The organism is Streptococcus oralis SK610 (assembly GCF_000257455.1).
In the GTDB taxonomy this organism is placed as follows: domain Bacteria; phylum Bacillota; class Bacilli; order Lactobacillales; family Streptococcaceae; genus Streptococcus; species Streptococcus oralis_CB.
Window position 1 is genome coordinate 125737 of sequence record NZ_AJKQ01000003.1, and the last position, 11587, is coordinate 137323.

Consider the following 11587-nt stretch of genomic DNA (forward strand, 5'->3'; position numbering starts at 1 on the left):
TATAATAGGTTGCGAATTTAAGACGCAAGTGTTCTATGTATGTCATAGAATCAAGTTTTTTCAAAAAATTTAAAAGCTGGAGAAAGTGAATTTTTTACTGCCTCTAGCTAGATGAACGAGGAATAGAATATGAATTTGTGGGATAAATTATTTACCACACAGATATCAGAACCGCCCCAGTTTGAACTTCACTGGTACATTGGTTTGTTATGTTTATTGGCTCTTACTTTCTATGCTTCTTATCGTTTTCGCGACAAAGTAGCTTACCAGCGTTTTATTCAGATCCTTCAGTCTGTTCAACTGATTGTTTTGTATAGCTGGTATTGGGGCAATCTCATGCCCCTATCAGAAAGTTTACCCTTCTATCATTGCCGTATCGCCATGTTTGTGATGCTCTTGATTCCAGGAACATCCAAGTACAAACAGTACTTCGCCCTTTTAGGAACTTTTGGAGCAACAGCAGCACTAGCTTACCCACTTTTTGATCCCTACCCATTTCCACACGTGACCATTTTGTCCTTCATTATCGGACATGTTGCCCTTTTAGGAAATGCGCTCCTATACTTGTTTAGAAACTATCAACCTTCCCTTCTTGATTTGAAGAATGTGGCGGTGATTACCTTCGCCTTAAATGGCTTGATATGGGTTGTTAACTTAGTTGTAGGTGGAGATTATGGATTTTTAAACAAACCACCACTTGTTGGAAGTTTTGGCCAGCCCTTAAATTATCTCATTGTTTCGACTGTTATCGTGATAGCAATTCGCTTAACAGGGAAATTAGTAGAAAATTTTTTACAACAAAAATCGGAAGAATTTATTCAAGAGAAGATCTAAAATGATCTTCTCTTTTTTGGATTTTTAAGAAACAGAAAGGAAATTGTGAACGTTAACTTCAAATAATCTCTTAGAAGAAGAATTTTTCTAGAATTTTCTCAAAAAACATGCAGGAATTTTATCAAAAACTAAGCACGATTGGATTTTTTGTGTTATAATATTCTTTGAATAGCTATGCCCAAACATAGTTATTAAATAGAAGTGAGAAACTTGGAAGACAGAGAGGATGCGATGTAATGACTAGAGATGGTTTTTTTACAGGCTTAGATATCGGAACTAGCTCGATTAAAGTGCTAGTAGCTGAGCATAGAGATGGTGAAGTAAATGTAATTGGTGTTAGCAATGCCAAAAGTAAAGGTGTAAAAGACGGAATTATTGTTGATATTGAAGCAGCTGCTTCAGCAATCAAATCCGCAATCACACAGGCGGAAGAGAAAGCTGGTATTTCTATTAAGTCTGTTAACGTTGGCCTTCCAGCAAACCTCTTGCAGGTTGAACCAACACAAGGAATGATTCCTGTAACTTCAGATACCAAAGAAATCACGGATCAAGATGTTGAAAATGTTGTCAAATCAGCTTTGACTAAGAGCATGACTCCTGATCGTGAAGTGATTACCTTTATTCCAGAAGAATTCATCGTGGACGGTTTCCAAGGGATCCGTGACCCTCGTGGTATGATGGGTGTTCGCTTGGAAATGCGTGGTCTGCTTTACACAGGTCCTCGTACGATTCTACACAATCTTCGTAAGACAGTTGAGCGTGTAGGTATTCATGTTGATAATGTGATTATTTCACCATTGGCGATTGTGAACTCAGTTCTTAATGAAGGCGAACGTGAATTTGGTGCAACTGTCATTGACATGGGTGGAGGTCAGACTACTGTAGCGACTATCCGCAACCAAGAATTGCAGTTCACTAACATCTACCAAGAAGGTGGAGATTACGTTACTAAAGACATTTCTAAAGTCTTGAAAACATCTCAAAAAATTGCAGAAAGTTTGAAACTGAACTATGGTGAAGCTTACGTTCCACTTGCAAGTAACGAAACTTTCCAAGTTGAAGTAATTGGTGAAGTAGAACCTGTTGAAGTAACAGAAAGCTACTTGGCAGAGATTATCTCAGCACGCATCAAACATATCTTTGACCAAATCAAACAAGAGTTGGAAAGAAGACACTTGTTGGATTTGCCAGGAGGTATCGTCCTTATCGGTGGAAATGCAATTTTACCAGGAATTGTTGAATTAGCCCAAGAAGTATTTGGTGTTCGCGTAAAACTTTATGTACCAAATCAAGTTGGAATTCGCAACCCTGCATTTGCTCACGTGATTAGCTTGTCTGAGTTTGCTGGTAAATTGACTGAAGTCAATCTTCTTGCTCAAAAAGCAGTTAAAGGAGATGAATTCCTTCGTCAAAAACCAATCAACTTTGGCATTCCAAATCAACGTTTGAATCCAGTAGCGCAACCAAGTCCAGCACAAACAGCTCCAGCTGAAACTGTGCAGGAAGCTCCAGTTGCTCCCAAGGAAGAATTCCAAGCAAGTTCTCAAAGTAAACCGAAGCTAACAGAACGTTTCCGTGGTTTGATCGGAAGCATGTTTGATGAATAAAAGAGGATAAGAAATTATGACATTTTCATTTGATACAGCAGCAGCTCAAGGCGCAGTTATTAAGGTAATTGGTGTCGGTGGTGGTGGTGGTAACGCCATCAACCGCATGGTTGACGAAGGTGTTGCTGGTGTAGAATTTATCGCAGCCAACACTGATGTACAAGCTCTTAGCAGTACGAAAGCAGAAACCGTTATCCAACTTGGTCCAAAATTGACTCGTGGTTTGGGTGCTGGAGGTCGTCCAGAAGTTGGACGTAAAGCTGCAGAAGAAAGTGAAGAAGCTTTGACGGAAGCTATCACTGGGGCAGACATGGTCTTTATCACTGCTGGTATGGGTGGTGGATCTGGTACAGGTGCAGCCCCTGTTATCGCACGTATTGCTAAAGATCTTGGTGCCCTTACAGTTGGTGTTGTGACTCGTCCTTTCGGATTTGAAGGAAGCAAACGTGGTCAGTACGCTGTAGAAGGAATCAACGAACTTCGCGAGCATGTTGATACTTTGTTGATTATCTCAAACAACAACTTGCTTGAAATTGTTGACAAGAAAACGCCACTTCTTGAAGCTCTTAGCGAAGCAGATAATGTCCTTCGCCAAGGTGTTCAAGGGATCACTGACTTGATCACGAACCCAGGATTGATTAACCTTGACTTTGCTGACGTGAAAACTGTAATGGCAAACAAAGGGAATGCCCTTATGGGTATCGGTATCGGTAGTGGTGAAGAGCGCGTTGTTGAAGCGGCTCGTAAAGCAATTTACTCTCCACTTCTTGAAACAACTATCGATGGGGCAGAGGATGTCATCGTCAACGTTACTGGTGGTCTTGACTTGACTTTGATTGAAGCAGAAGAAGCTTCAGAAATCGTCAATCAAGCAGCTGGCCAAGGTGTAAACATCTGGCTTGGAACATCAATTGATGAAAGCATGAAGGATGAAATCCGTGTTACAGTTGTAGCGACAGGTGTTCGTCAAGAGCGAGTGGAAAAAGTAGTTGGAGCTCGTAACAACCAACCAGTTGGACGTCCATCAACTAAAGCTCCACAAGCGCACACATTTGACCGTCAATTCGACTTGGAAGAGACAGCAGAATTGCCTAAATCAAGCCCTCGTCGCTTTGAAACAAACCAAGCATCTGCTTTTGGAGACTGGGACTTGCGTCGTGAGTCAATTGTTCGCCAAACAGATCCAGTTGTTTCACCGGTAGAACGCTTTGAAACACCAGTTTCACAAGATGAAGATGAATTGGATACACCTCCATTCTTCAAAAATCGTTAATCAATGAATTTGAAAAAAAATACTGAATTAGTTTTTCAGCAAATAGCTGATGCTAGTCAAGAAGCCAACCGTGCTCTAGATGCTGTTTCAGTAATCGCAGTGACAAAGTATGTAGATGTACAAACAGCGGAAGCCTTGCTTCCGCTTGGTGTCCGTCATATAGGTGAAAATCGAGTCGATAAATTTTTAGAACAATATCAGGCCTTGAAAGATTACCCAGTTACTTGGCATTTAATAGGAACACTACAGAGACGGAAAGTGAAAGAAGTAATCCCATATGTGGATTACTTTCATGCTTTAGACTCCCTAAAGTTAGCCCAGGAAATTCAAAAGAGAACAGATCATGTTATCAAGTGTTTCTTGCAGGTCAATATTTCTGGGGAAGAAAGCAAGCATGGGTTTTCAAAAGAAGAATTGCTAGAACTTTTGCCAGAATTGGCTAAGTTAGATCAGATTGAGTATGTTGGTTTAATGACCATGGCTCCTTTTGAGGCAGACAGTGATGAATTGAAAGAAATTTTCAAGGATACGCAGGCTCTGCAAGCAGAAATTAGAGAAAAACAAATCCCTAATATGCCGATGACGGAGCTAAGCATGGGAATGAGTCGTGATTTTAAAGAAGCGATTCAGTTCGGCTCAACCTTTGTTCGAATCGGTACAGCATTTTTTAAATAGGAGAGAGCTATGTCTTTAAAAGATAGATTCGATAAATTTATAGATTATTTTACAGAAGACGGAGAAGAAACGACTAACTACCAGACTCAACAAGAGGAAACAGTTAGCCCAGCCATCTCAACTTCTAAAGAATTACCAGCACCTGCTCAGTCAGGATCAGCAAAAGATGCAAATATTACTCGTCTTCATGCGCGTCAGCAAGAATTGGCGATGCAAAGCCATCGTTCAGATGAGAAAGTGACAATTGACGTTCGCTATCCAAGAAAATATGAAGATGCAACTGAAATTGTAGATTTGTTGGCTGGAAATGAAAGTATTTTGATTGATTTCCAATATATGACAGAGGTTCAAGCCCGTCGTTGCCTTGATTACTTGGATGGAGCCCGTCATGTCTTGGCTGGAAACATGAAAAAAGTTGCGAGTACGATGTATCTATTGACTCCTGTCAACGTTATCGTGAATATTGAAGATATCAAACTTCCAGACGAATCACAAAGCACTGAGTTTGGTTTTGATATTAAACGAAATAGAGCAAGATAATGATTTTCTTAATCCGTTTAATCCAAAATGCGGTTAGCATTTATTCCATCATTCTCGTTGCATTTGCTCTGCTTTCATGGTTTCCAAATGCCTATGAAAGTCAGCTAGGTCGCTTAGTTATCAGACTTGCTCGCCCAGTTATTGAGCCACTTCGTAAGCTCAATCTACAATTTGCTGGTCTTGATTTTACGGTTTGGGCGGCGCTGATTCTGATTCAGTTTGTTGGAAATATCTTAACACGACTAGTCCTATTACTATGACAGTAAATCGAGCCATTTATCAGCATTTTTCCCAAGATGATATTCCTTTTATTGATAAGGGTTTAGAGTGGATCAAGCGGGTAGAAGATACCTATGCGCCTGTACTTACTCCTTTTATCAATCCCCATCAGGAACAGATCTTGAGGGTGCTAGCTGGGACATATGGACTGGGTTGCCAAAGTAGTGGTGATTTTCTTCCGACAGAGTCGGTTCGAGTTCTTCTCTATCCAGATTACTTTGAACCGGAGATGTCAGACTTTGAAATGGCCTTGTTGGAAATTTGTTATCCGAGTAAGTTTGAACAACTGAGTCATGGAAAAATATTGGGAACAATCATCAACCAGCTAGGAATTGACCGTAAATTATTTGGTGATATCTTGGTAGATGAAAAGAGAGCACAGATTTTTGTCAATCGTGATTTCATTCCTCTTTTTCAGGATGGAATAAGAAAGATTGGCAGACTTCCTGTATCGCTGGAGGAATGTCCTTTTACCGATAGGATTTTGTCTAAAATTGATTATAGAGAACGAGAAATTTTAGTTTCGAGTTTTCGATTGGATGCCCTCTTATCAAGTGCCTTGAAATTATCTAGAAATCAAACTAGTCAACTGATTGAGAAAAAATCTGTCCAGGTAAATTATCATGTGGTTGAAAAAACTGATTACCAGGTCGCAGTTGGAGATTTGATCAGTGTGAGAAAGTTTGGTCGTTTGAAAGTTGTCAAAGACAATGGTCAGACCAAAAAGGATAAGAAAAAACTAACAGTCCGGCTACTTTTAAGCAAGTGAGAAAAAATATGTCGATTACACCACAAGAAATAAGTGATAAAGCTTTCTCAAGAACATTCAGAGGCTACAATCAGGAAGAAGTTGACCTCTTTCTAGATAAGATTTACTTTGAATTAGAGGAGATGATTCGATACAAAGATGAAACTGAACTCTATATCAAAAAACTAGAAGAACGTCTTTCCTATTATACGAATGATATTCCTAAGAGAACAGTAACAAGCGAGCAAGAACCAGAAGCAATTAATGATTCTATTTTTTATTAAGTAAGTGAGGAAAAGTATGCCAATTACATCATTAGAAATTAAAGATAAAACCTTTGGTACAAGATTTAGAGGTTTTGACCCAGAAGAAGTAGATGAATTTCTGGATATCGTTGTTCGTGACTACGAAGACTTGGTTCGTAGCAATCACGATAAAGAGACACACATCAAGAGTTTGGAAGAACGTTTGTCTTACTTTGATGAGATGAAGGATTCCTTGAGTCAGTCAGTTCTGATTGCTCAAGATACTGCTGAGCGTGTCAAACAAGCTGCTCAAGAACGTTCAAATAATATTATTCAACAAGCTGAACAAGACGCTCAACGTTTGCTTGAAGAAGCGAAATACAAGGCAAATGAAATTCTCCGTCAGGCAACAGATAATGCGAAGAGAGTGGCTGTTGAGACTGAAGAGTTGAAGAACAAGAGCCGTGTATTCCATCAACGCCTCAAGTCTACGATTGAAAGTCAATTGGCTATTGTCGAGTCATCTGATTGGGAAGATATTCTTCGCCCAACAGCTACTTACCTTCAGACAAGTGATGAAGCCTTTAAAGAAGTGGTGGGTGAAGTTCTTGGTGAAACTGTATCTTTACAACCAGAGGAAGAGCCTATTGATATGACTCGTCAATTCACACCAGAAGAGGTTGCTGAATTGCAAGCTCGTATCGAGGCTGGCAATAAAGAATTGGCTGAGTTTGAAGCTCAACAAAACCAACAGACAGAAGAAAGTGACCAGCATGAAGAGTCAGTTGAAGTAGAAACTACTGCAGCAACTGAGAACGATGCAAATAAAGAATCTGTTCTTATCCTATAAAAAATGTGAGAACAAGATCCAACCAACTATATTTTCAGCGAGCGGGAGATGGTGAGAGTCCTGCAATCCCTAGTGGTTAGATTATCCTCTCAAGCAATCTAGTCTGAAAGCAGTAAGACTAGGCGTCCCCCACGTTACGGGAAAAGAGGAAAAGAGACCCTGTCTTTTTTCGAACAAAGGTGGTACCACGATTTTCGTCCTTTTTGCGAATCGTGGTTTTTATTTTGTCAGTTTAAATTAAAGGAGTAACAATGAAACTTAAAGAAACCCTCAATCTAGGGAAAACAGACTTTCCTATGCGTGCTGGTCTTCCAACCAAAGAACCAGTTTGGCAAAAAGAATGGGAAGAAGCAAAGCTTTACCAACGTCGTCAAGAATTGAACCAAGGGAAACCACATTTCACCTTGCATGATGGACCTCCGTATGCAAACGGAAATATCCACGTTGGACACGCTATGAACAAGATCTCCAAAGATATCATTGTTCGTTCGAAGTCTATGTCAGGTTTCTATGCACCTTATATCCCAGGTTGGGACACTCATGGTTTGCCAATCGAGCAAGTCTTGGCAAAACAAGGCGTGAAGCGTAAAGAAATGGACTTAGTTGAGTACTTGAAACTTTGCCGTGAGTATGCTCTTTCTCAAGTAGATAAACAAAGAGAAGACTTTAAACGTTTGGGGGTTTCTGGTGACTGGGAAAATCCTTATGTAACCTTGACTCCTGACTATGAAGCAGCTCAAATCCGTGTCTTTGGTGAAATGGCTAAGAAAGGCTACATCTATCGTGGGGCCAAGCCAGTTTACTGGTCATGGTCATCTGAGTCAGCTCTTGCAGAAGCAGAAATTGAATACCATGACTTGCTTTCAACTTCCCTTTACTATGCTAACCGTGTCAAAGATGGTAAAGGTGTCCTCGATACAGATACGTATATCGTTGTTTGGACAACAACTCCATTCACCATCACTGCTTCTCGTGGATTGACAGTTGGAGCGGATATTGATTACGTGGTCGTTCAACCAGCTGGTGAAACTCGTAAGTTTGTGGTTGCTTCAGAATTGTTGGCTAGTTTGTCTGAAAAGTTTGATTGGACTGATGTCCAAGTCTTGGCGACCTATCGTGGTCAAGAATTGAATCACATCGTAACAGTCCACCCATGGGATACAGCTGTAGATGAGTTGGTGATCCTTGGTGACCACGTTACGACTGACTCTGGTACAGGTATTGTCCATACAGCCCCTGGTTTTGGTGAGGACGACTACAATGTCGGTGTTGCCAACGGCCTTGAAGTTGCTGTAACAGTTAACGAACGCGGTATTATGATGGAAAATGCTGGTCCTGAATTTGCGGGTCAGTTCTATGACAAGGTTGTGCCGACTGTTATCGAAAAACTGGGCGATTTGCTCCTTGCTCAAGAAGAAATCTCTCACTCATACCCATTTGACTGGCGTACGAAAAAACCAATCATCTGGCGTGCTGTTCCACAATGGTTTGCCTCTGTATCTAAATTCCGCCAAGAAATCTTGGATGAAATTGAAAAAGTGAAGTTCCACTCAGAATGGGGTAAAGTGCGTCTTTACAACATGATTCGTGACCGTGGTGACTGGGTAATCTCTCGTCAACGTGCTTGGGGAGTTCCCCTTCCTATCTTCTATGCTGAAGACGGAACGCCAATCATGACAGCTGAAACGATTGAACATGTAGCTCAACTCTTTGAGGAACACGGTTCTATCATCTGGTGGGAACGTGATGCTAAGGACCTCTTGCCAGAAGGATTTACTCATCCAGGTTCACCAAATGGCGAGTTCAAGAAAGAAACAGATATCATGGACGTATGGTTTGACTCAGGTTCATCATGGAATGGAGTGGTGGTCAACCGTCCAGAACTTAAATACCCAGCAGATCTATACCTTGAAGGTTCTGACCAGTACCGTGGTTGGTTCAACTCATCACTTATCACATCTGTTGCTAACCATGGCGTTGCTCCTTACAAACAAATCTTGTCACAAGGATTTGCCCTTGATGGTAAAGGTGAGAAGATGTCTAAATCCCTTGGGAATACCATTGCTCCAAGTGATGTTGAAAAACAATTTGGTGCGGAAATCTTGCGTCTCTGGGTAACAAGTGTGGACTCAAGTAACGACGTACGTATCTCTATGGATATCTTGAGCCAAGTCTCTGAAACTTACCGTAAGATCCGTAACACTCTTCGCTTTTTGATCGCTAACACATCTGACTTTAACCCAGCTCAAGACGCAGTGGCTTACGATGAGCTTCGTTCCGTTGATAAGTACATGACCATCCGCTTTAACCAGCTTGTGAAGACTATTCGTGATGCTTATGCAAACTTTGAATTCTTGACAATTTACAAGGCCTTGGTGAACTTTATCAACGTTGATTTGTCAGCCTTCTACCTTGATTTTGCTAAAGACGTTGTTTACATCGAAGGTGCCAAATCACTGGAACGTCGTCAAATGCAGACTGTCTTCTATGACATTCTTGTGAAAATCACTAAACTCTTGACACCAATCCTTCCTCACACAGCAGAGGAAATCTGGTCATATCTTGAGTTTGAAGCTGAAGACTTCGTTCAATTGTCAGAATTACCAGAAGCTCAAACCTTTGCTAACCAAGAAGAAATCTTGGATACATGGGCAGCTTTCATGGACTTCCGTGGACAAGCCCAAAAAGCCTTGGAAGAAGCTCGTAATGCAAAAGTAATCGGTAAATCACTTGAAGCACACTTGACAGTTTATCCAAATGAAGTGGTGAAAACTCTTCTTGGAGCAGTAGATAGCAATGTGGCTCAACTTTTGATCGTGTCAGAATTGACCATCGCTGAAGGTACAGCTCCAGAAGGCGCAGTTAGCTTTGAGGATGTTGCCTTCACAGTTGAACGTGCTGCAGGTGAAGTTTGTGACCGTTGCCGTCGTATCGATCCAACTACTGCAGAACGTAGCTACCACGCAGTCATCTGTGACCACTGTGCAAGCATTGTAGAAGAAAACTTTGCGGATGCAGTCGCAGAAGGATTTGAAGCGAAATAATCAGATTAGAAATATGTCTTCTCATAGTTTAAGATGAGATGAAAATGAAAAAGAGAGGAAGTCATTTCTCTCTTTTTTGCTGGAAAAAGTTTAGGACAAAGGGGGTAAATCTAACATTTTTAGGAAGAGTTTTAAGTTGATTTTTGAGATTTTTTCAAAAAGGGAGGTCGTGTTTTGGTACTTTTCAAAAGCATGTGTTGCTTCTAAAAATCACGACAAATAATTTGAATAATCAAGTGAAATCAGGTAGAATAGAAAGGATTGAATAACATATTGAAGAGGAAATTTTGAGAATGAAACATCAGTTTTATGGAGAAAAACGACAGCGCTTTTCTTTCCGCAAGTTGTCCGTTGGGCTCGTTTCGGCGACTATTGGAAGCTTCTTTTTGAGTGGGCAAATAACTGGGGACTTGACTTCTGTAAAGGCAGCAGAAATTCAAAGTCAGCAGTCTGCTCAGGTCAAATACCACTACGTAGTGGAGTCTGAATTGGCGGAGGCAGAGAAGAGTGCCTTGATAAGGGAGATTCCAAAGTATGTTGAGGATGCTTCAGAGACCTATTATTTAGTTTATCGTCCGACTACTCAAGGGGATTCATCTGGAGTATTGCCTAAGACAGGTCACTCCGGCCTTTGGGAATCAACTTTTACAGCGATGGGTCTTGCATTACTAGTACTTGTAGTTGTTAGAGGCAGAAATGGGAAGAGGTATTTATCTTCAATCTTGTTGGTAACTGGAATGGGATCCATGCTGCTATCTCCAACGGTCTTGGCGGTGACGAATATTGAACTCGCTGCATATAATCAAAGTCTTAACTTGGGTCTTGGAGAATCTCTTCCAGCGCCATTGAAAATTGACGGTTACGACTATATAGGTTACTTAAAGAATGAAGAACAAAATGATAGTCGTTTAGCTCATTCTGCTCAGAAGGAAAATCCGACACTGGACTTGGAGAAAGAGAAGGGAAGTGAACTTAAACCGAGTGAAACAAATCCGAATACAAAAGAGATTGTTTCGGATAAGGAAGACGGTCTGACAGAGCAAGATAGAGAAGCTATCGCTACTAAGGAGAGAGAACTCGCTCGCCTTGGGGCAGTTCATGAATTGCCAGAATTAAAAATTAGTGAACAAAAGTCGGTTCAAGATCTCCCTTATCAGACCCAATACCAGTATTCAGATGACTTGGTTCAAGGTCAATCAAAAGTCATACAATCAGGTGTTCGAGGTCAACGTACAGTTGTGACTCGTCATTATCGTGAGAATCAAGAAATCGTAAAAAGCGAAATGATTTCTGATCAAGTGACGCTTGAACCTGTTTCTGAAATTATTTTAGTTGGAACAGCTCCAACTAACTCGATACCAAAAGAAACTCCAGTTCACGAAGTTCCGAAATTGTCAGAATATGGCACAACTCCAGAAACAGCGCCTGTTCATGAAGTTCCAGAATTGGCAGAATATGGTACAAATCCTGAGACATCCCCAGTTTACGAAGC

At 40.8% G+C, this 11587-nt stretch carries 11 protein-coding genes; all 11 read left to right on the forward strand.

What is annotated here, in order from left to right; all coding sequences use genetic code 11:
* The first annotated feature begins 129 nt into the window (after window positions 1-129).
* Entirely contained in the window at window positions 130-834 is a 705-nt protein-coding gene (locus HMPREF1115_RS03485) for a YwaF family protein (RefSeq protein ID WP_001055268.1), read from the forward strand.
* A gap of 236 nt (window positions 835-1070) precedes the next feature.
* Entirely contained in the window at window positions 1071-2441 is a 1371-nt protein-coding gene (gene ftsA / locus HMPREF1115_RS03490; protein ID WP_000196346.1) for a cell division protein FtsA, read from the forward strand.
* Window positions 2442-2457: 16 nt separating this feature from the next.
* Window positions 2458-3714 (forward strand): cell division protein FtsZ, encoded by a 1257-nt coding sequence (gene ftsZ, locus HMPREF1115_RS03495; RefSeq protein ID WP_000144261.1) that lies wholly within the window; start codon window positions 2458-2460, stop codon window positions 3712-3714.
* Window positions 3715-3717: 3 nt separating this feature from the next.
* Complete coding sequence (locus HMPREF1115_RS03500; protein ID WP_001049617.1) at window positions 3718-4389, forward strand: YggS family pyridoxal phosphate-dependent enzyme; 672 nt, start codon at window positions 3718-3720, stop codon at window positions 4387-4389.
* Window positions 4390-4398: 9 nt separating this feature from the next.
* Window positions 4399-4929 carry a cell division protein SepF gene (locus tag HMPREF1115_RS03505; RefSeq protein ID WP_000053371.1) on the forward strand — a complete coding sequence of 177 codons (531 nt, stop codon included), beginning with the start codon at window positions 4399-4401 and terminating at the stop codon, window positions 4927-4929.
* The gene (locus tag HMPREF1115_RS03510) at window positions 4929-5189 is read left to right on the forward strand and encodes a YggT family protein (RefSeq protein WP_000576500.1); all 261 of its coding nucleotides are present in this window, start codon (window positions 4929-4931) and stop codon (window positions 5187-5189) included. The genes HMPREF1115_RS03505 and HMPREF1115_RS03510 overlap by 1 nt, the downstream gene beginning before the upstream one ends.
* Window positions 5186-5977 (forward strand): YlmH family RNA-binding protein, encoded by a 792-nt coding sequence (locus HMPREF1115_RS03515; protein WP_000217812.1) that lies wholly within the window; start codon window positions 5186-5188, stop codon window positions 5975-5977. The genes HMPREF1115_RS03510 and HMPREF1115_RS03515 overlap by 4 nt, the downstream gene beginning before the upstream one ends.
* 8 nt (window positions 5978-5985) lie before the next feature.
* Entirely contained in the window at window positions 5986-6240 is a 255-nt protein-coding gene (locus HMPREF1115_RS03520; protein ID WP_000028988.1) for a DivIVA domain-containing protein, read from the forward strand.
* A 16-nt stretch (window positions 6241-6256) separates the two neighbouring features.
* Window positions 6257-7051 (forward strand): DivIVA domain-containing protein, encoded by a 795-nt coding sequence (locus HMPREF1115_RS0102015; protein ID WP_001123191.1) that lies wholly within the window; start codon window positions 6257-6259, stop codon window positions 7049-7051.
* 251 nt (window positions 7052-7302) lie between these two features.
* Window positions 7303-10095 carry an isoleucine--tRNA ligase gene (gene ileS / locus HMPREF1115_RS03525; protein ID WP_000768150.1) on the forward strand — a complete coding sequence of 931 codons (2793 nt, stop codon included), beginning with the start codon at window positions 7303-7305 and terminating at the stop codon, window positions 10093-10095.
* Window positions 10096-10388: 293 nt separating this feature from the next.
* Window positions 10389-11587 (forward strand): G5 domain-containing protein (locus tag HMPREF1115_RS03530; RefSeq protein ID WP_000682655.1); only part of this gene is annotated, 1199 nt, incomplete at its 3' end.

Bases quoted from the DNA above. Each gene is read 5' to 3' on its own strand.
- HMPREF1115_RS03485 (WP_001055268.1), top strand. From the start codon at position 130: ATGAATTTGTGGGATAAATTATTTACCACACAGATATCAGAACCGCCC.
- ftsA (WP_000196346.1), top strand. From the start codon at position 1,071: ATGACTAGAGATGGTTTTTTTACAGGCTTAGATATCGGAACTAGCTCG.
- ftsZ (WP_000144261.1), top strand. From the start codon at position 2,458: ATGACATTTTCATTTGATACAGCAGCAGCTCAAGGCGCAGTTATTAAG.
- HMPREF1115_RS03500 (WP_001049617.1), top strand. From the start codon at position 3,718: ATGAATTTGAAAAAAAATACTGAATTAGTTTTTCAGCAAATAGCTGAT.
- HMPREF1115_RS03505 (WP_000053371.1), top strand. From the start codon at position 4,399: ATGTCTTTAAAAGATAGATTCGATAAATTTATAGATTATTTTACAGAA.
- HMPREF1115_RS03510 (WP_000576500.1), top strand. From the start codon at position 4,929: ATGATTTTCTTAATCCGTTTAATCCAAAATGCGGTTAGCATTTATTCC.
- HMPREF1115_RS03515 (WP_000217812.1), top strand. From the start codon at position 5,186: ATGACAGTAAATCGAGCCATTTATCAGCATTTTTCCCAAGATGATATT.
- HMPREF1115_RS03520 (WP_000028988.1), top strand. From the start codon at position 5,986: ATGTCGATTACACCACAAGAAATAAGTGATAAAGCTTTCTCAAGAACA.
- HMPREF1115_RS0102015 (WP_001123191.1), top strand. From the start codon at position 6,257: ATGCCAATTACATCATTAGAAATTAAAGATAAAACCTTTGGTACAAGA.
- ileS (WP_000768150.1), top strand. From the start codon at position 7,303: ATGAAACTTAAAGAAACCCTCAATCTAGGGAAAACAGACTTTCCTATG.